Source organism: Micromonospora sp. CP22 (assembly GCF_009712475.1).
Taxonomy (GTDB): Bacteria; Actinomycetota; Actinomycetes; order Mycobacteriales; family Micromonosporaceae; genus Micromonospora.
Genome location: NZ_VCJO01000003.1, coordinates 536,271 through 556,922, shown reverse-complemented (window position 1 = coordinate 556,922; position 20,652 = coordinate 536,271). Strand labels below are relative to the sequence as shown.

Annotated in this window: 13 protein-coding genes; 12 read left to right on the top strand and 1 reads right to left on the bottom strand. The window is 67.3% G+C overall.

Features of this window, described 5'->3' with window-relative positions:
- The first annotated feature begins 93 nt into the window (after nt 1-93).
- The 12 genes from FF096_RS08475 (at nt 94) to FF096_RS08420 (ending at nt 18,942) form a co-directional block, all read left to right on the top strand.
- Complete coding sequence (locus FF096_RS08475) at nt 94-1,650, top strand: class I tRNA ligase family protein (protein ID WP_196222484.1); 1,557 nt, start codon at nt 94-96, stop codon at nt 1,648-1,650.
- Nucleotides 1,651-2,278: 628 nt separating this feature from the next.
- Entirely contained in the window at nt 2,279-4,039 is a 1,761-nt protein-coding gene (locus FF096_RS08470) for an AfsR/SARP family transcriptional regulator (RefSeq protein ID WP_155215944.1), read from the top strand.
- Nucleotides 4,040-4,296: 257 nt separating this feature from the next.
- The gene (locus FF096_RS08465; RefSeq protein ID WP_309222912.1) at nt 4,297-5,364 is read left to right on the top strand and encodes a hypothetical protein; all 1,068 of its coding nucleotides are present in this window, start codon (nt 4,297-4,299) and stop codon (nt 5,362-5,364) included.
- On the top strand, nt 5,361-6,176 hold the full coding sequence (locus tag FF096_RS08460; RefSeq protein ID WP_155215940.1) for a fumarylacetoacetate hydrolase family protein: 816 nt from the start codon (nt 5,361-5,363) through the stop codon (nt 6,174-6,176). The genes FF096_RS08465 and FF096_RS08460 overlap by 4 nt, the downstream gene beginning before the upstream one ends.
- A gap of 16 nt (nt 6,177-6,192) precedes the next feature.
- On the top strand, nt 6,193-7,908 hold the full coding sequence (locus tag FF096_RS08455) for a non-ribosomal peptide synthetase (RefSeq protein ID WP_155215938.1): 1,716 nt from the start codon (nt 6,193-6,195) through the stop codon (nt 7,906-7,908).
- Nucleotides 7,901-9,682 carry an asparagine synthase (glutamine-hydrolyzing) gene (gene asnB, locus FF096_RS08450; protein ID WP_309222911.1) on the top strand — a complete coding sequence of 594 codons (1,782 nt, stop codon included), beginning with the start codon at nt 7,901-7,903 and terminating at the stop codon, nt 9,680-9,682. The genes FF096_RS08455 and asnB overlap by 8 nt, the downstream gene beginning before the upstream one ends.
- A 20-nt stretch (nt 9,683-9,702) precedes the next feature.
- Entirely contained in the window at nt 9,703-10,386 is a 684-nt protein-coding gene (locus FF096_RS08445; protein ID WP_155215936.1) for a thioesterase II family protein, read from the top strand.
- Nucleotides 10,387-10,461: 75 nt separating this feature from the next.
- Nucleotides 10,462-11,937, top strand: a complete 1,476-nt coding sequence (locus tag FF096_RS08440; protein ID WP_155215934.1) for a PqqD family protein — start codon at nt 10,462-10,464, stop codon at nt 11,935-11,937.
- A 35-nt stretch (nt 11,938-11,972) separates the two neighbouring features.
- The gene (locus tag FF096_RS08435) at nt 11,973-12,746 is read left to right on the top strand and encodes an SDR family oxidoreductase (RefSeq protein ID WP_155215932.1); all 774 of its coding nucleotides are present in this window, start codon (nt 11,973-11,975) and stop codon (nt 12,744-12,746) included.
- Between the two features lie 253 nt (nt 12,747-12,999).
- Nucleotides 13,000-14,046, top strand: coding sequence for a ThiF family adenylyltransferase (locus FF096_RS08430; protein WP_155215930.1), 1,047 nt, complete (start codon nt 13,000-13,002; stop codon nt 14,044-14,046).
- Nucleotides 14,046-15,356 carry a hypothetical protein gene (locus FF096_RS08425; protein WP_155215927.1) on the top strand — a complete coding sequence of 437 codons (1,311 nt, stop codon included), beginning with the start codon at nt 14,046-14,048 and terminating at the stop codon, nt 15,354-15,356. Before FF096_RS08430 ends, FF096_RS08425 begins: the two co-directional genes overlap by 1 nt.
- A 433-nt stretch (nt 15,357-15,789) precedes the next feature.
- Nucleotides 15,790-18,942, top strand: a complete 3,153-nt coding sequence (locus FF096_RS08420; RefSeq protein WP_230462411.1) for a BTAD domain-containing putative transcriptional regulator — start codon at nt 15,790-15,792, stop codon at nt 18,940-18,942.
- Between the two features lie 122 nt (nt 18,943-19,064).
- On the opposite strand, the gene FF096_RS08415 is transcribed toward FF096_RS08420, so the two are convergent.
- Nucleotides 19,065-20,291 carry a sorbosone dehydrogenase family protein gene (locus FF096_RS08415; protein WP_155215924.1) on the bottom strand — a complete coding sequence of 409 codons (1,227 nt, stop codon included), beginning with the start codon at nt 20,289-20,291 and terminating at the stop codon, nt 19,065-19,067.
- Nucleotides 20,292-20,652: the final 361 nt, after the last annotated feature.

Here is a 20,652-nt window from a genome sequence, read left to right as displayed (position 1 = left end):
TCGTGTCGGCTCCCGGCCATCAGGTCTTGTACGTTCTTGATCTGTCCCAAAGGCCACACCCGTGCGCATTTTCTGGGGATATCGGGCCCTACTATGTCGATGGTCCTGGCGACCCAATGGTGGAGGCGAAACGTGACTAGCAAGATCATGACAATCGGCGCTGCGGCGAATGACCTGCATGAGCGGCGGTTGAAAGCGGTGACCGCCGCCTGCGAGAGGCTCGATGTGCTTCGTGGCACCTCGGCGTCGGCGTCGGCGTCGGCGATGTCCACGGTGGCCGTGCTGCGGGCCCTGGCGTCCGCGGGAAGGCTCGCAGTGAGCGCCGACGACGAGGAGGCAGGACCCTGGACGCTGACCTACACGCCCTCACCGGCCGCGCTCGCCGCAGTGGCCAAGGGGTCGGCGCCGTCCTGGGGCTCGCGGTTGGACGCCAAGCAGCAGAAGGCGCTGCGTCGGGCACCGGGGGCGGTCTTTCACCTGCCGTTCGCCGACCCGGTGACGGGCGCGGCGAGCGGTGGTGCTCTCAGCACCTTCACGACCGACTGGTCGCCGTTCACCGCAGCCTGCGCGGTGGCGGTTCATCCGGACCATGAGGCGCTCGCGGGATCCGAGGTGCAGAGACGGCCGTACTTCAGTGGCCGCTTCGTGCGCCATCCACTGCACGGTGATCTGCTTCCGGTGTGGGTCGCGGACTGGGTCAAGCCCGAGTTCGGCACCGGTGCGGTCATCGTCAACCCGGCGCACTCGGCTGCCGATTTGGAGTTCGCGCTCGCCACCGGGCTGCCGGTCCGGTTCGGCCTCGGGCCGCACGAGCCCAGTGCCGACCCGGCCAGTTGGCTGACGCCACCGATCATCAAGACCGGGAAGGTGGTACGGGCGGGCCGGCACGATGGCCGAAGCCACGAGCAGGCAGTGGACGCCTACCTGAGTGACCTGATGGAGGCCGGGCATGCCGACCGCGCCGAATCCTTCTCGCTCGGCCGGGTACCGCTCGCCGTGCTCAAGGCGGACCCCGCCGGAGACGTCCGTTGGTCGCCCGCGCTGAGGGCGCGTAGCTTCACCGAGTCGACCGGGACGGGCCCGACTTCCTCGGCGTCGCTGCAGGGAACGCCGCTGCTCGACGCGGCGACCGAGTTCGCTGCGGAGGCCCCGGTGATCGTCTGTTCCACGGACGCGGTCGCAACCGACCTGTTGTGGCTGCGTCTGCTGATGTTCGACCTCGATGTCGAGCACCCGCCGGTCCTGGTGGTGCCGGTGGCCCGTGTCGGGTCCGCGCAGAGCGTCGAGCCGCAATGGTTGGACGGTGCGTTGCTCGTCGCCGGCCGACCGGACGAGACGGTCTCGGTGAAGGCCCAGATGGGCGAGCAGATCGGCAGGATCGCGAAGGATCACGCAACGGCGGCGGCCGGCTCCGGTGAGCAGGAAACCGCTCCCTCGCAGGCGGCCGGACAAATCGTCACGGCGCTCTCCGCCGCCGATTTCGCGGCTGCGTTCAAGGCCGTCGGACCAACCGCGAAGACCATCCGCCGTGGCGGCACGATCGGCGAATCCGAGCGCGTGGCGTTCCTGACCGCACTGTTCGTCCTCCTGGGGCTTCCGTTGCCGGAGGGAGTCTCCGCGGACGCGCTGAAGGCAGCGTTCGCGGGGTGACCAGGGCCTGTCCGACGACTCCACGGCCCCGGGCCCGTGCCAACCGGGTCAGTCGGCGAGGACCTTGCGGAAGTCTTGTGCGGGCACGGCCGGACCTTGCGTCGCACTCCGGCCGTCACGTCAAATTCGTACAAGACCGCCGGGTGGCACGCCCGGCATCATCGGCTGGCAACCCGTGACTTCGAGATGTCCGGCTCGACACCGTGCTGGGTGAACCCGTGGAGTTCCGCGGTCCGCCTACGCCGATGCCCTCCATCCCCCGGGGAGGGCATCGGCACGGCGCGGTACCTCGGACGTCATCACTGTGGTGATTACCCACAGTCACGCGATGCTGTCTGGGTGTCATATTCATCATTGACGAAGGGTTCGAGGCGTCGTTATCGTAACGGCCCCGGACCCGATTGCGCTTCACGCTGCTGTGAAGACAGACCTGCTCATCGCCTGCCGGCAATGGCGAGATCCGGTTTGACCACCGTCGTCGGGTAGCGGCACCGCCCGACAGATCGCCACCTAGTTACGGGGGTAACTAGTGCCGGTTACGGTGTTTCGTATCCTCGGACCGCTCGACTGTCAGGCGCACGATACGACGATCCGTATCAACGGCGCGAAGCAACAGATCGTCCTGGGGATGCTCCTTCTTGCCGACGGTAAGCCGGTCGCGCTCTCCCGACTCGTCGACGCGGTGTGGAGCGACGTCGCACCGTCGACCGCCTCCAAGCAGATCCGCAACGCGGTGTCACATCTGCGCCATCTGCTGGCGGGTACCGGGGTCACGATTTGTGCGGTCGGCGACGGCTATCAGCTCGACCGCGCGGACGCGACGCTCGACCTCGAGGAGTTCACCCGGCAGGTGGAGCTGGCTGGACTGGAAACCGAGCCGGCGCTCAAGATCAAGGCACTGCGCTCCGCCCTGTCGATCTGGCGCGGACGGGCTCTGGCCGGGCTGACCAGCGCGCCACTGCTGTCCCAGGTCGTCAGCGTTGAGGAACTGCGGCTGACCGTTCTCGAACAATGTTTCAATCTCGAACTGGAGAGCGGCGAAAATACGTCGCTCATCGGCGAGCTGACCAAGGCGGTGGCCGAAAACCCGTTCCGTGAGCGCTTCGTGGCGCAGCTGATGATCGCGTTGTGCCGTTCCGGTGCCCGGGCGGAGGCGTTGAAGGTGTTCGACACCGCCCGCCGTCTCCTACGCGACGAACTGGGTGTGGACCCGGAGCCGCAGTTGCAGGAACTGCACCTGCGGATTCTCGCGAACGGTGTGCCGGCCGACGCCGAGCCGACCGCCGCCGACCCGGTCACCGCCGCGCCGACCGCCGCCGACCCGGTCACCGCCGCGCCGACCGCCGCCGAGCCGGTCGCCGTCGCGCCGGTCGCCGCGTCCGAGCCGGCGTACCCGTGGCACAACCTGCCGGCCGAGGCGGTTCGGCTCACCGGCCGGAAACGGGAAGAAGCCACAGTGGTGCAGGCGCTGCGGCGGCACACCGAAGGGGCGGGTGTGGTGCCAGCGGCCGTCGTCGCGATCGACGGGATGGCGGGTATCGGCAAGACCGCCTTCGCCCTGCACCTGGGTCGGCGGCTCGCGGCGACGTACCCGGACGGTCAGATCTTCGTCGATCTCGGCGCGCACGGCATCGGAGGACGATGGACGGAGGTGTCGTCGGTCCTGTCCATGCTGCTGCGTGTTTCCGGCGTACCCACCGAGTCGATCCCCGCGGATCTGGATGGACGGCGCGCGGCGTGGCACAACCGGCTGCGCGGCAAGCGGGTTCTGGTCATCCTCGACGACGCTGCGAGCACGTCTCACATCACGCCGCTGCTGACCGGCGCGGCCGGATGTCTGACCATCGTGACCAGCCGGCGGCGGCTGCCCAGCCTGCACTCGACCTGTCAGCTATCGCTGTCCGAGTTCTCCATCGCGGCAGGACGGGACCTGTTCAACAGCGTGGTGGGTGACGACCGGCCGCTCGCGGAGACGGCTGCCGTGGACGAGATCCTGCGCCTCTGCGGGCGGCTGCCGCTCGCCATCCGCAGCGCTGCGGTTCGGCTACGCGACCGGACCAGTTGGAGCGTGTCCTACCTGGCCGCGCGGCTCGCGGACAACGAGTCCCGGCTGGCCGAGTTGAACACCGAGAACACCGGGGTGGCCGCCGCCTTCGACATGTCCTTCTATTGGCTCGACCCTGAACACCAGCGGTTGTTCCGGCTGCTCGGGCGCATCGAGGTACAGGACATCGAGCCGGACCAGGTGGCGAGGATGGCAAACCTGTCCGTCTCCCGGGCCGTTCGGCTGCTCGAGGAACTGGTCGATTTCCACCTGCTCAATGCGATAGGTCAGGGCCGCTACCGCATGAACGAGCTCGTTCGTGCTTACTGCCTGCAACTGACCTGATCCGGCACTGACTCACCATCCAGTCCCGGCTCGTCCAGTAGGCGGGACTCTCGTATTCGCGCAGCCCTGTCAGCTCCACCTCGCGGGCTGCCCATCGTCGCTGCGGGTTACCGAGGCACGACTCACGGGGAATTGCCGAGGACCGCCCGAGGACGGCACTGTCTACGTTTTCAGCACCGGCTGATCCAGGCTTCCGGAACCTTCGGATCAGCCGCTCCAGTAACAATCAGCACAAGCGAGCAGGTTGGGAGTTGACAGTGTCCGCGCCACTCGCCCCGCCTTTCCGAAATCCGGCCGTTGAAGTTCTCGACGCTACCCTCCGCGAAGGCTCCTACGCGGTGAACTTCCAGATGGACGAAAATTTCGTAGCGTCCCTTCTGCGCCGCCTGGACAGTACGCCCATCCAAAAGATTGAAATCGGACACGGCATCGGATTCGAAGCCGAGCGGGCCGGATTCACGGCCAGCAACATCAAGCTGGACCGGTGGTGCGAAATTGCCCGGTCCAACCTCACCTCGTCCTCGTGGGGCATGTTCTCCCAACCGGAGTTCAGTCGGCTGTCGACCCTGACTGATCTATGTGACCAGGGTATGTCCTTCGTCCGTCTCGGCATGGAGGCCAGCCAGGTCGCGGACAACCTGGACTATATCGAGCAGGCGGTCGAAATCTGTGACGAGGTCTATCTCAACCTCATGAAGTCTAGTGCCACTCCCGCATCCGAGATACCCAAGATGCTGAGCGGAATCCCGTCGGGATTGGCCGGTTTGTACATCGTAGACTCCTATGGCTCAATGTTGCCGAGCGATGTCAAGGAGTACATCCACGTCGTGAAGGACCTGTGCCCAGTGATCGGCTTTCATGGTCACGACAACCTCGGTCTGGCGAACGCGAACAGCATTGCCGCGCTGGAAACAGGTGCGGTGATTGTCGACGGTACGCTGGACGGGATCGGCCGTGGCGCAGGCAATGCGGAGACCGAGTCACTCGCCGGCATTATGAGCATCCTCGGCGAGGACAAGTACTCCTACCAGGAGTTGGCGCGTATCGCAGGATACTGCCGAACCAGCCTCGAACCACTCCCGGAGAACCGGAACCTACAGGTGCTCGGCGGCGTGATCGGGGTGCACTCCGGCTACTTCCCATTCATCGAGAAGATTTGCGCGGAGCACGGCCTGGAGCCGGCGATCCTGATGGAAAAGGCCGCTGGACTGGCTCAGCGCAGTATCCACAAGAACGATATCCGTGAGGCGGCGGATCAGATGGTCAGCTCCATTGAGGCCGCCATGAAGTCCCTGGACGCCCCGGTCACTGGAGGTGCCCGATGAGGCTGGCCCGATTCGCTGTCGAGGGCGGCTACCAGATCTTCGCCAGCCGAGGTGACGGCGGCTGGGTGCCACTGTCCGGCGTCCAGGGGCTGCTCATGAACGATCTACTGGAGTCCCACCGAACGACGATCGCGGACCAGATCAGCGCCGTGCGGGCCACCAGCCGCACGCTCGAGAATGCCGCCACCATCATGGACAGCGGCGATATCTGGGGTGCGGGGCTGAACTACCGGGGCCATTCCGCCGACCTGAACGCACCGCAGCCAGCATCCGGCCCCGGATCCTATCTGCGGCCGCGTAGCTGTCTCATCGGCAACGGCCAGCAGATCTCGCTCCCCTCCCAGAGCAAGCGCGTGACCGCCGAGGCGGAACTGGGCCTCATCGTGGGCAAGACCTGCAAGAACGTAAGCCGCGACAGATGGCGTTCGGTCATCGTCGGGGTCACCGCCGTCCTCGACATGACGGCAGAGGACGTGATTCGGGAGAACCCGCGGTACATCCCCTGGGCCAAGGGATTCGACACCTTCTGCAGCGTGGGGCCGCAGCTGGTGACCTTGGACGAGTTCGATGACGCCGCTCTCCAGGCCATTCGCGTATCGACGGTACGCAACGGTGAGGTCATCGCCACCGCCACCGTATCCGACATGAAGTACGACCTGGGGTACCTGGTCGAGTACTTCACCGCCGGCCGCACCATCGCCCCGGGAACCGTGATCTGCACCGGTACGCCGGGAGCTGCGGTGATTTCCCCGGGCGACGTGATAAAGGCCGTCGTCGACGGCGTTGGCACTCTCTCACACACCGTGGCATGAGGGCTGGGATCTGATCATGAAACAGAGCTCAATCGTATCGGCGGTCGAGACCGCCATTTCGAGCTACGCATCGCATGACGCCCTCGCTACTGCCGACGAGGTGATCACCTATCGGCAACTCGGTGAGTACGTCGACGAGTTCGCCGCAAAACTTCAGACCTCGGCCAGGCCCGGGGAGTTCGTAGGAATCGAGGCCACGCGGACTGCGTCCTCCATCGTCGCCATGATCGGCGCGATGGCTGCCGGGTGTCCGTTCGTGTTCATCGACCCACGCGACAGCGAAACCCAGAACGCGAGCAAGGTCGCCTCGCTGTGCATCAGGGTGGTGGCCCGTACGGAGGACCGGTCGCCGATCCCCGCGCTCGTCGCAGCTTCGACGCTCCCGTGGGGAGCCGCAGAGGAACAGCAGTCGCGGATGGTCGGCAGCGAGCCGGGCGATGGCGACCGGATCGGCTACGCGATCCACACCTCGGGCTCGACCGGTGAGCCGAAATGCGTACTTGTCCGGGTCGATCCGCTGGCGCGGGTCATCCAGGACCATGTGCGGCGGCTGGAGGTGACGGCGCGGTCCCGCACGCTCCAGTTCGCCCGGCTGACCTTCGACGGCTGCATCACGGAGATTCTCTGGACGCTGACTGCCGGCGCATGCCTCGTGATTCTTCCCGAGCAGCAGCTGCGACCTGGCGGCACGCTCGGCGCCACGCTCGAGGATTTCCGGATCACCCACCTCAAGACCACGCCGTTCGCGCTGACGGCCACCGAACCGACGTCCGCGATGAGTCTTCAGCACGTGATCAACGGTGGTGGCGCGTGCCGCCCGGCAGTGGTGCGGAAATGGTCCGAGGTGGCGGCGTTCCACAATGCCTACGGGACGACCGAGACCACGATCTGCAATCTCCTCACCGATCCACTGAACCCGGACCAGTGCACCGACGGGGTACCGCTGGGCGACCTGGTGGGCGAGGGCGCTCTCCGCCTGGAGCCCCTGCCGACGGCGGTCGACGCCGCCGGTAGCGACGTGCCCCGGGGAGAGTTGGTGATCACTGGCGAGTGTGTCGCGCTCGGATACCTGACGCCGACGGGTGTGCAGCACTTTCGCGACGCTAACGGGGCCCGGGTCTACCGGACCGGCGATGTGGTCGAGGAACGGGACGGACAGTACTTCTTCGTTGAACGGGTTGACCGGCAGTTGAAGGTGCGCGGCTACCGCCTCGACCCGGGTGAGATCGAGAGCGCCGCCTGTCGTTGCCCGGGAGTTGTCGAGGCCGTGGTCACCGCCGAGTCGCACGACGGCTCTGCCCAGGCCGCAGCGGATGCCCTGGTCTGCTACTACCTGGGTGCCGCCACCGCGCGGGAGGTTCGCGGGTACCTGGAGTCGGTCCTCGACGGCTACAAGGTTCCTTCGGTGATCCAACGGGTCGACGCGCTGCCGTACACCCGCAACGGCAAGGTGGACCGGGACGCGCTGCGGGCCGGCCGACGCGCGGAGCCGGACACTGCCGTCGCGGTGCCCGTGGAGGAGCAGATTCTCCAACTCGTACGGCGCCTCACCGGAACGACTGACGCCGGTCTGGCAGACAACTTCTTCGACATCGGAGGCGACTCGGCCTCGACCGTGATCCTGGTGACGAAGCTCAAGGAGCTGGGTTGGATGGACGTCGGCGTTCGAGACATCCTGCGCGCCAGGAACCTCCAGGATCTGGTCCTCCAGCTGTCCGAGCGGAGTGCGTGACACCGTGTGCGGGGTTTGTGGAACCTACTCACCGACCGAACGATTCGACCGGGGCCTCGTAGCCGCCATGCACTCCCGGATCGTCCATCGGGGGCCGGACGAGACCTACTCGCTGAACACCGGGACGCTGTCGGCCAAGCTCGCGCGCCTCGGCATGACGGGTCTGGTCGACGGGTGGCAACCGGCGGAGGACCGCAGCGGTCGCTACCTCGCCATGACCAACGGAGAGGTGTTCAACCACCGGGCGCTCCGCGAGCGATGCGGAGCCGAACCAGGGCACAACGGTGTCGACGTCGCCGTGGTCCCGGAACTCGTGGCCCGTTACGGCATCGAAGGGCTCGGCCTGGTGGACGGACAGTTCGCCACCGTCATCTTCGACCGAGCCGACAGCAGTCTGCTGCTCGCTCGGGACCGATTCGGGATTTGCCCGCTGTACTACGCCGTGGATGGCGATCGGGTGCATTTCTGCTCGGAGATCAAACCGCTGGTGCAGTGCCTCGACCGGGCCTGGAAGGTGGATGTCGGCGCCATCGACCAGTACTTCTCGCTGGGCAACATCGTCGCGCCGCGTACGCTCGTGGACGGCCTGCTGGCGGTACCTCCCGGCTGTGCCGTCCGGTTCGACGCCGACGGGCACGAAACCGTCCGTTACTGGCGATACGGCGACTTCACAGACAGCGGCCCGCCCGTCTCCGCCGAGGAGCTTCGGGAGAGCATGCGGCAGTCGACGTACGACCGTCTGCATGCTGACGTGGAGATCGGCGCCTATCTGAGCGGCGGATTCGACTCCACCGCGATAGCGGTGGAGTGCAGCCAACTGCTCGACCGGCCGGTCCGGACGTTCTCCGTCGTCTTCGACGATCCGGCACTCGACGAGGGCAGATTCCAGCGCGAGGTAGCGGAGAAGATCGGTAGCAAACACGAGCAGATCCTGTGCCGGCCCCAGGACGTTCTGACGAAGTTCGAGGAGATGGTCCGGCACTGCTGTTATCCGCAGCGCGAGACCTACAACGTGGCGGCGATGATGCTGGCGGAGGCCGTGCGCACCAACGGCATCAAGGGCGTCGTATCCGGCGAGGGGGCCGACGAGCTGTTCTTCGGCTACGACTCGTACGCGTTCGACAGCGCAACCCGGTTCAAACGCTCCGGTCGTAGCGAGAACGAGCAGGCCTGGGGAAACCCGGAGTTCAGCTGGGAGGTCGACTGGCGCAGGCTCGACGATCGCCGAACCACATACCTCTCCTCAAGAGCCCTTGAGGCGGTCACGGGAAACGAGTTCTGGCGGACGAGGCTGATCCCCTTCTCGGACGAGGAGGCCCGTCGGCTGTCGCCGATGCAACTGCGTTCCGTCGCCGACGTCTACGTCCAACTCTCCGGTCACCTGCTGGGCGACCATGGCGACTCCATGCTCATGAAGGCCTCGATCGAGGGCCGGTATCCGTTCCTCGGCAATGCCGTCGTTAGCGCCGCGGCGCGACTGGGCGATGACGCGAAGGTTGTGGATTTCGAGGGCAAGGCGTGTCTGCGGGCAGCCTACGCGGGTGTCGTTCCGGACTCGGTCATGCGCCGAGGGAAGCACGGCTTCACCGCGCCGGACCTCGATTCGGTCACCGGCCAGACCTGGTCCCGCTGGGCTGAGCTCGTCGCGGCCACCGGCCTGTTCGCGCCGGACTGCCTCGTCACCAGCCGGACCGACCGGCAGGACAAGTGGGACTACCGGCTCAGCGCCATCAGCATCGCCTTGGTGATGGACGAACTGGGCCTCGGCTTCTGAGATCGGAGAGGAGAGCTCCCATGGGCCCGGACATCGCCGTCCTTCCCGGCGCAGGCTCCTTCGGCGGCGAATTACGCCCGCTCATGCGCGCGTTCGAGTCGTCGGCCTGGCTGGTGTGCTATCCAGGTCGCTTCGGCGAGGACTTCGGACAGCCCGCCTCGTCGTTCGACCAGGTCGTGCAGTCCTGCGTCGAGCAGGTGACGAATCGGCGGATTCTCCGACCGGTGCTCGTCGGACACAGCTTCGGCGCGTACGTCGCCTTCGCGGCGGCCGCCGAGCTGGAGAAGCGCGCGATCGAGTCGACCGCGGTGGTGGTCGTCGGGGCGATGCCGCCCCACCTGCTGTCGGTGCCCGACTCGGTCACCCGCAGCCGGGCCGACCTGGCCGTGTACCTCGACGAGATGAACCCGGAGTTCAACTCCTCGGGCGAATGGCGGGAGGTCATCATCGACACCGCCATGAGCGACCTGACCCTACTCAGGGGGTTCGACCCCGCCAGGTACGGTCCGCTGCGCTCTACGATCCTCGCCGCGCGGGGAGAGACCGATCCGCTCACCACCACCGTCGGCATCGCCGAGTGGGACCAGGCGACCCGTGGTGGCTTCGCCCACCAGGACTTTCCCGGCGGTCACACCGAGTTACTGAGTGACGCCGCATTCCTGACCTGGCTGCGCGAGGAGATACCGGTTCCCGTTCACCCATAGCCGGCCGCGTGGCTGCGCGATCCAAAGAAACAGGTTCGACCGCTTCTCGCGGAGATACCTAGGGGGAGACATTCAATGCTGCGTAAGACGGTCCTGGCTGACCTACGAAAGGCCCTACCGGAGCGAGACGTCCCGGCGGTCGAGGAATGCGCGACGCGCCTGTACGAGTCCCTGCCATACCAGGACGACCTGGCGCGGAACACCGTCATGGTGGCTTACGGCGGCGGCAAGGACAGTGCGTACGCGCTCGCCTTCGTGCGCGCCGTCCACCTTGCCCTCGCGGAGCGGTATGGCGACACGTTCCAACTGCGCGTGGTGACCATGCGGCATGGCGGCATGCCGTACCAGGTGATGCTGAACATCGACCGGACGTACCAGGCGCTGCATCTCTACGAAGATCCGCGGGTCGACCTGTTTCTGGTGGAGGGCGAGCAAGTCCGTCCGTTCGAGCGGGACCGCCCGATGCCGCACCGCCTGATCGAGTTCAACCGCACCGACATGCTCATGTCTGGCCACCGCAGCTACGGCGACGGTCGCGCGACCTTCTGCAACGCCTGCAACCTGAACGTAGCCAACTCCTTCGGCATCGCGGCCCGCCACGACGGCGGGGTCGACCTGATCATCACCGGAGACTCTCCCCAGGAGCAGCGCGACTACGCACTGTGGATCCGTAAGCTGTCGCGGGAGGCCGGTCTGAAGCCGGCCGACGCCCGCATGGGCTTCAAGGGCACCCTGGAGACCCTCAACGGGCTCGCCATCGCCTACTTCCGGGAGATTCACGGCCCCGACGACGTCGAACGGATCCAGGAGCGCGGGGTGACCTCGGACGTTCCGGCGACGCTGCGGTTCTTCTCGATCTACGACTACACGAGCTACGCCTCGGGAGCGCACTGGCGTCTTCTCTCGGACTTCCTGAACTTCGTGTTCGACGAGGTCGCCTTCAACTTCACCGAGTCCGACTGCGCCAACCCCCTGCTCATGGCGCATCTGCGTGGGTTGCGGACGGAGCGGGTGTACCAACGCACCTACCGCGAGGGCGTCGGTCAGTACGTGGACTTCGCGCTGGAGTTGATGCGTCGCAAGAACTTCCCGGAGCACCTGGTCGAGGAGATGCGCCTGCGGTACGACACCGAGGAGGGCATCGACCGGACGCGCCGGATGGCGACCGAGTACGCCGAGACCGCCTTCGGGCTCACCACCACGCAGTTGGTCTGCATGGTGTATTCGCCGTTCGCCGGGGGCGCAGCCCACCTTCGCGAGTTCCTGGCCGCCGAGCACCCGGATCTGCTCATGGACGAGGACGCCATCCGAGCGCTGCTGGCCGGCTCCGACAACCGTGCCCTCGCGCCGCGCCTGGAGCGCATGAGCGGCCTGAGCGTGAACGACCTGCGGGTCCTGTACGACGGTGCGCTGTGGTCGCCGCGCACGGACATCTCCGACCAGGCGCGGGTGCTACAGCGCGTCATGGTCACCGATCCGCACCAGAAGGTGATCACCGTGAAGCGCAACTCCGCCGGCGACGAGATGGTCGATCGGGTCGCCGGCCGCTGACCGGCGGTTCGGCCGTCAGGTGTTCAGGAGGACGGATGGATCTTGGTTTGGCCGGAAAGACCGCTCTGGTCTGTGCGTCGACCGGCGGTCTCGGCCGGGCGATAGCCGAGCAGCTGGCAGCCGAAGGCGCGCACACCGTGATAACCGGTCGCCGGGAGGCCCTCGCGAAGGAGATCGCCGCAGCGCTGCCGAGCGCCGTCGGAGTCGGCGTCGATCTCCTTGCCGATGACGGTCCGGTGGCGCTGTTCGAGGCAACGGTCGCGGCCTTCGCCGCGCCGGACATTCTGGTTCTGAACGGGCCGGGTCCCCCGCCCGGTGCGGCGGCGGAGGTCGATGTCGACGCGATCGACGGAGCGTTCGACGGGTTGGTGCGACAGCACGTCAGGTTGGTCTCGTATGCCCTTCCGGCCATGCGAGAGAGGGGCTGGGGACGAATTCTCGCGGTGGGTTCCAGTGGGGTCACCGCACCGCTGCCGAACCTCGCGTTGTCGAACCTGGCTCGGGCGGCACTGGCCGGGTACCTCAAGACACTGGCGGCGGAGGTGGCCGCCGACGGCGTCACGGTGAATCTGCTCCTGCCGGGGCGTATCGAGACCGACCGGACGGCGGCGGTCGACGCGGCCAACGCGCATCGCAGCGGCCACACCGTCGCCGAGACGAAGGCCCTCTCGATCGCCGGGATTCCGGCCGGCCGGTACGGCCGCCCTGCGGAGTTCGCCGCCGCAGCCGCGTTCCTCTGCGGAACGCCGGCCTCGTACATCACCGGGACCGCGCTGCGTTGTGACGGCGGACTCGTCCGGAGCCTTTAGGGCCTGGCCGGAACGTTCACCGGATCGCCGTCTGGACCTCGCCGCGATACCGCCGACGTTCCCGGCCACCGTGACCGTCGGACTCCCACCCGGGAGTCGGCAGCTGATGGAGGGAGGTGACCAGATGCTTATCGAGCGCGTGTACGAGGAGGGCCTCGTCAAGGAGTGGCACGGCAACCAGATCTGATCGTGCCCGGTGGGGGCCGCGAGGCCCCCACCACCCCTGAGGGTGACCACCAATGCGGAGGAGACCGTGAGCAAGCCACGCCTCAAGCCGTTCCTGCGGGTCTACCACCGCCAGGACGAGAACCACCTGTTCATCGGTGTCGGCCCGGACAAGGTCCGGATCACCGACCCGACGCCGGAGATGGTCGACTTCGTGGTCGGCCTCGATGGCACCGACAGCGTCGAGCAGTTGAGGGCCAAGTACCCGGACACCGACGACTGGTTGCGGGGCCTCGCCGGGGTCGGTGTCCTCGACGATGCCGAGGACACCGCTGGACTGCCGCCCGCTACCCTCGATCGCTGGAGTCGCCAGATCAACTACCTTCGGCTGTTCGACCGGCCGGGCTGGACCGGCTTCGACGGGCAGCGGCGCATTCGGGACGCCCGGGTCGTCGTCGTCGGTACCGGCGCTGGCGGTACCACCCTGCTACGCCTGCTCAATGCCGCCGGTGTGGGGCACCTCGAGGCGGTCGACTTCGACACGTTCGCCGTCGACAACCTACCCACCCACAGCACCCTCGACGAGGTGGACGTCGGCTCCCACAAGCTGGAGTCGCTGCGCCGCCACCTCTTCATGCAGAACTCGCAGACCACGTTCACCGCGCACGACCGCACCATCGGCTCTGCGGACGACCTGGCCGAGCTGATCGACGGCGCCGATTTCTTCCTGCACGCCTTCGATCGGCCACGGGAGTTCGCCGCCTCCTGGTCCAACCTGGCCAGCCTGCGTACCGGGACACCGCTGACCTCGATCGGGGCGACCGACAAGGGTGCCCGGGTCGGCCCCACCATGCTGCCCGGCGTGACGCCGTGCTGGGAGTGTGCCGGAATCTACGGCTTCGACATCCTGCGGCACGAGCAGACCGCAGCGCTGACCGGATCGACCGTCGCCATGCTCGCCGGTATCGCCGTCAACGAGGTCCTACAGTTGCTCTCCGGGGCCAAACCGACCACCCGCACCAGTGGGCAGAGTCTCTACGTGAACACCGATACGCTCACCTTCACCTTCACCGAGTACCAGTTCCGGTCCGGATGTCTGTGCGAGCAGTACCGCCGCGACCGCCCGGCGGCCTGATGTCGCGCAGCTCATCCACCCTCGGCCAGCTCTGGTGGCAGTGGCTGCCGACCAGCCTGGGCTCCAGCCTGCTGGTGCTGGAGATTCCGGTGGTCGCGGCGGCGGTGGCCCGGTCCGAATCGCCGGACCGGGCCCTCGCGGCGCTCGGCATCGCAGTCGCCGTCATCGTGGTGGTCAATGGCCCGGCCCTGGCGCTGGCACCGCTGGTGGTCACGCTGGACGGCCGGTACGCACGACGCAGCATCCATCGGTATGCGATGGCCGTCGGTATCGCGGCGACGGTGGTCATCGCCGTGCTCGGACTGTACCGCCCGGCCCTGGCCGCGCTGTTCAGCTTGGACGAGGCGACTTCCCGGGACGCGGGCGCGGCGCTGCTTGCGCTCGCACCCGCCTCCGTGGTCGTGGCCTCCCGCCGATACCTGCACGGCCGCTTCATCGCGTTCGGCGCCACCGGTGGCATCGGAGTGGCAACCGGCGTCCGCCTGGTCGCGTCAGCGACGTTCGCGTGGTGCACCGCGCCGTTCGTGGCCTCCGGCGCGGCCTGGGGCGCGGCCGCGCTGACTTTGGGCGCCTGTGCCGAGGCGGCCACGCTGGCCCTGCGGTTACGCGGGGTGCGAGCGGTGGAAGACCACATAGCCGACGCGCCAGCGGCCGGGCTGGGCGTCATCAGCGCGGCACACCTGCCGATGGCCGCAGCGCGGATGCTCAACATGATTCCCCAGTTGATCACCACGATCGGGATCGCGCACGCCGCCACCTCGCTGGCCTCGCTGGCCGCCTGGCCCGTCGTCTATGGCCTGCTGTCGCTGTTCACCGGCCCGATGGGCGACTACGAGACGGTCGGTGCGGCGGCGCTTCGCCGCAACCCCGCCGATCCCGTTCCGCGTATGCTCGGTGCCCTCCTGGTCGGCGTGATAACCGTGGCGTACGGCTTCGTGCTGTTCACCCCCCTGCACAGCCTCTACCTGCACAACTTCTCGCAGTTGACCGGCGAGCCGCTGCAACTGGCACTGATCTGGTCGGTCGCCACGTTGCTGATCCCGGCCGGGTGGGTGGTGCGCGGTTACCTGCGGGCGGGTGCCCTGGCCGGCGGCCGACCGCGGATCCTCGCGTACGGCGTGGGCGTACACCTGGCCGGGCTGGTGTCGGTGCTGGTCGCCACGGTCATGGCCGGACTGCCTGGACTGGCTTGTGCGGCACTCGCCGTGCTCGGCGGGGTCCTGGCCGAAACTGTCGGCCTGGCCCTCTCGGATCGACGGCACCGCGTCGGAGACGTTCGGGCGGGGCGAACACAGGCCGATGTTGCCTGATCCGCGCGCCACCGAGGTATCCCGGTTCGGCCAGCGCGCAGCGAACGTCGTGCTGGCTGGCGCCATTCGTACGCTGACCAGCCCTTTTGTGTTAAGCGTCAAACGTACCGAAAATTGCAGCATCTGTTGCGTCCTATTTCTTTTGGGATGGCATTCTCGGCTACTGGAATGAGATCTGAAGCACGTGGCGAACATCGACCACCACAACCCCGACCGACCCGGAGTGTCCTATACGAACACCCCGAACCGCGCATCTCAGACGATTGGCGGGCGCGATTCTCTGCGAGGGCGTGCACACCCTTGTGCTTGATCGAGGTATGGGCAAAACTGTGCGTGCCGTGTCCATTGGCCAGCAATCACTCGATGTACGTACTTCGGCCAACTCGACGACACCGGACCCGAGCTCGTGCCTGGGGCGGAGATTGGTGGCGTGATGGCCGAATGGGATCTTGGTCTGCTCGGCCCGGTGAAAGTGCTGGTGGATCAGGCGCCGCTCGATCTCGGGCCGGTGAAACAGCGGCTCGTGCTGGCCGTGCTCGTAGCCAACGCGGGGCAGGCCGTGTCGGTCGACGGCCTCATCGAGCGGGTCTGGGAACGTCCGCCCTCTGCTGTTCGCAACACGCTGTACTCGCACATCTCCCGGATTCGCCGACTGTTGACGAAGGTGGACACCTCCAGTCCGGTGTCGATATCCCGAACATCCCAGGGTTACCTACTCGATGCGCCGGTGGAAACGATCGACGTCAGCCGTTTCAAGTCCCTGTGTGAACGAGCGTGCGGCGAGCCTGACCAGCGGCGGAAGGCGGCTCTACTCGGCCGGGCGATATCGTTGTGGCGCGGGGTCGCTATGGCCGACCTCTCTGGCGAGTGGGTGAGGCGCACGCGCGAGACGTGGGGACAGGAACGGCTGACGGCCGCGGTCGAATGGGCAAGGCTGGAGACGGGTAACGGTCGCCCCGATACCGTGATCAACACGCTGACCGCCCTGGCGACCGAGAACCCGCTGGCCGAATCCATCGTTGCGGAACTGATGAGGGCATTGCAGGCCACCGGCCGTGGCGCCGAGGCGATCAATTGGTATGTCCGAACCCGCCAGCGAATGCTCGACGATCTCGGCGTCGGGCCCGGCCCCGCGCTGAACGACCTTCACCTGGCGATGCTGCAACCTTCGTCCGGGGCCCGGAACGTTGATCCATCGAATCTGGAGAGCAGTGCGCCGGTCGGGGCGGTCACCCCCTGTGTGCCAGCACAATTGCCGGTCGACGCGGCGGTCTTCGTCGGTCGCGCCGACCGGTTGGCAAAGCTCGATCGGATGCTGGCGACGAGGGCCGGACCGGCGGGAGTCCGGGTGGTGATCTCCGGTTCGGCTGGTGTCGGCAAGACGGCGCTCGCGACACACTGGGCCCACCGGGTCCGCCACCACTTCCCGGATGGCCAGCTCTACATCAATATGTACGGCTATGCCAACCGGACACCGGTGCGTCCGGCCGAGGCCCTCGCCCAGTTCGTCCGCGCTCTCGGGGCGCCGGTGCACAGCATCCCGCTGGCCGTCGACGAACTGTCCGCTCTCTACCGCTCACTGCTGGCGGACCGCCGTGTGCTCGTGGTGATCGACAATGTCGCGGCGGTGAGTGACGTCCGTCCACTGCTGCCGGCGACACCCGGATGCATGGTCCTGGTCACGAGCCGGAACCGACTCCGCGGGCTGGTGGCCGTGGACGGGGCGTACCGGTTGCACCTCGACGTGCTGACCCCCGACGACGCCACCACCATGTTCAACCACCTGCTGGGCTCGCAGGCCAGGAGCACCGGATCGGAGACCATCGAGGCTCTGGCCGCCGCCTGCGCCTACCTTCCGCTCGCCATGCGCATCGCGGCCGCGACAATTGCGGACCGGCCGGCGCGTTCTGTGGAGCACTACATCGACAAGCTCAACGTCGGCGATCGGCTTCACCTGCTGTCCACCGGCGACGACGAGCGGAGCATGGTGGGTGCCGCGTTCGACCTGTCGTACCGGGCGCTGCCGCCCAGGGCGCGAACCATGTTCTGCCTGCTCGGTGTCGCGCCCGGACACGACATCTCCGTGCCGGCCGCAGCCGCGCTGCTGGGTGACACCGTGCCCACGGCGGAACTCCTCATCGAGCAGTTGGTCACCACCCATCTCCTGGACGAGCACAGTCCGGACAGGTTCAGCCACCACGACCTTCTCCGCCTGTACGCTCGTCGACAGGCGCAGATCGAGATCACCAGTGAGATGCGGGGTGCCGCCCTGCGCCGGTTGCTGGCCCACTACCTGCACACGGCGGACTCCGCCGCCCGTCAGCTGTACCCGCAGATGTTCCGGCTGCGGCTTCCGGATCCACCCCCCGGCGTGCCGGTCGTTCCGTTCGACGATCACCAGGCGGCGCTGGGTTGGCTCGACAGCGAACGGCCAAACCTCGTGGTTCTCGCCAAGGTGGTCACCGACAGCGAGGTACGTCCGCTGATCTACCTGCTCGCCGACACGTTGCGTGGCTACCTCGCACTACGCCAGTACATGCACGACTGGTTCACGATTGCCGAGGCCGGTCTGGCCGCGGCGTGTGCCGAGGACAGCGCGATCGGGCAGGCGGCAGCACATCACAGCCTCGCGCAGGCGTGTCACAGCACCAAGCGCTACGCCAAGTCGATCACTCACCTGCGGCAGGCCTTCGCGCTGAGCGAGCAGGCGGGGTGGTCGGAGGGGCGCACGGCAGCGCTGTGCAACCTGGGCATCGTCTACAGCGACCTCGGCGATTTGGAGGCGGCTGTCGCGCACTTCACGCAGGCGTTGCACGCCAACGAGGCGAGCAACAGCCTCGCCGGCATCGCGGTCAACCTCAACAACCTCGGCGACGCGTACCGGCGCATGGGCAAACTTCCGGAAGCAGTCGACTACCTTGCCGCCGCGCTGGTTCGCTACCGCATGTTGAAGTCTCCGACCGGGCAGGCCAGCGTGTTGACCGCGTTGGGTGCGGTCCGTAGGGAACTGGGCCATCTCGCCGCGGCCACGAGTCTGATCAACGACGGTCTGGAGATTCACCGAGGCATCGGCGACCGTTACGGCGAGGCCACGGCCCTGATCGAGCTGAGCCGGGTGCGGGTCGACAGCGGTGTGGGTCAGGAAGCCCTCGACAGCGCGATCAAGGCACTTGAGCTGGGAAACGAACTCGGCGACCGCCAGATCGCAGCCGACGCCCACAACGCGATCGGGCAGGCGCACGCCCTGCAGGGCGACGAGCGGGCGGCCCTGGTTCACCACGAGAAGGCGCTTCTCTCTGCTCAGCAGGCCGGGTCGTTGCACCCGGAAGCGGAAGCCCTGATCGGGTCGGCGCTGCTGCTCGTCCGGACCGACCGTCGCGCCGAGGCCGCCGAGCGGGCGGGTCGGGCGTTGGAGGTGACCCGTCGAGCCGGCTATCGCAGCCTGGAGCGACGGGCCGCCGCCGCGCTGGAAGCAGCGCGGCGGCCCCGGCCCGCGACACTGGTGCCACGTCAGGGCAATGCCAGGGCTACTGGGGTGGGCGTCGGTGGCCGACATCCGGTCAATGGCCACGACGAGAGGTCGTGACCGACGCTCGGCACCTCGCGTGTCGATGCCGGTCAGTTGGGGCACGGTCGGGGCGGACCGGCGGCGCAGACGACGATCTGCAGGTGGCCGCCGGTCCCTGCCCGGGTTCAGCGGTTCGACGGTCAGTCGGCCGGGGCGGGTGGCACGCGCTCGAACCGGACCTTGCTCAGCCAGCCGGGTAGGTCGCTGAGTACGTACAGTTCGCCGTGCACATCCTTGTCGATGGCGGTCGGCTGGATGGGGAAGTTGCCGATGATGGCGGACTCGTAGCCGCCGGTGGGTTTGGGGCGTACGGCGAACGCGAGGGTCGAGCAGTAGTCACTGGCGACGTAGACCCCACGGGCCTCCGGGGTCGCGGACCCTCGGTACACCACGCCGCCGGTCACCGAGCAGCTTTCGGTCATGTAGTGCTCGTACTCGAAGACCGGGTCGGTGTATTTCACGCCCGGTCGGCACTGGTCCGGGTCGAACACCGGGGTGCCCTCCCGGCAGGACCAGCCGAGGTTCGCCCCGCGCTGCCACGGACGGATGTGGTTGATCTCCTCGACCAGGCCCTGGCCCACGTCGCCGATCCACAGTGAGTTGTCGGCCGGGTCGACGGAGAACCGCCAGGGGTTGCGCAGCCCGTAGAGCCAGATCTCGGGCCGGGCGTCGCGGGTACGGACGAACGGGTTGTCAGGAGGTACGCAGTAGGGCTTCGCCCCGCAGCTGCGGTTGACGTCGATCCGCACGATCTTGCCCAGTAGGGTGCTGAGGTCCTGGCCGGCCTTGTACGGGTCGTTGGCGTGACCGCCGTCGCCGAGCGACCAGTAGAGGTAGCCGTCGCGGCCGAACGCCACCTGTCCACCGTTGTGGTTGTTGTACTCGGCGTGCTCCTGGGTGAGCAGCACCTGTAGCCGCTCGGGGGCGTTGATCGGCAGCCGCGCCAGGGTCAGCGTGCCGTCCGGCAGGCTGGTGTAGGCCACGTAGAGCATCCCGGTCCGCGCGAAGTGCGGTGCGGGGGTGATGCCGAGGAGACCGCGCTCGTTGCCGGAGGTGTCGACGCGGGCGGTCAGGTCGAGCACCGGCTCGGCGGCCAGGCCGGTGTCGGGATGGTAGGCGCGGACGGTGCCGTTCTTCTCCGCGATCAGCATCCGGCCGTCTGGCAGCCCGGTGAGCGCGACCGGACGCTGGAGACCGTAGGCCACCTGTTCGGAGACCACGGTCAGTTCGGTGAGGGGCACCCCACCGGGGCGGGGTGTGCTGGCGGTGGCGGTGCCGGCCACCGGTGTCGGTGACAGCAGCGCGGTCAGGACTAGGACGAGCAACCCGGCCAGTACATGGGCTGGGCGCCAACGCCTTCGCGACATGTTCAGCTCCTCGAACAGATGGACTGGAGGACGCCTTCGGGGATCGCCCCACCCTACATCAACACGCATCGATGTCTCGCGTTGGTGGTCGGCAAATCGGGCGGCACGAGCAGCGTTCGACAGGTGGCCGCTGTTGCGTCGCCGGGTTCGCGCGATGTTTGCGTGCACATTGCGCCGAGTCGCTACCGCGTCAACGATGCGCACCGCTGTGTGGATCTCTGTGGAGCGAGACATCCAAGTCGGGACCGCTGCCGCTCGCCCCCGGTGACTGCTGCGTTGACCTTGACAAATATGGTTATTTCCAGGCTGCGGTGCGGAACTTCTTGAGCGCTCCGTAACTTTGTGGCAATCTCACTTTCAT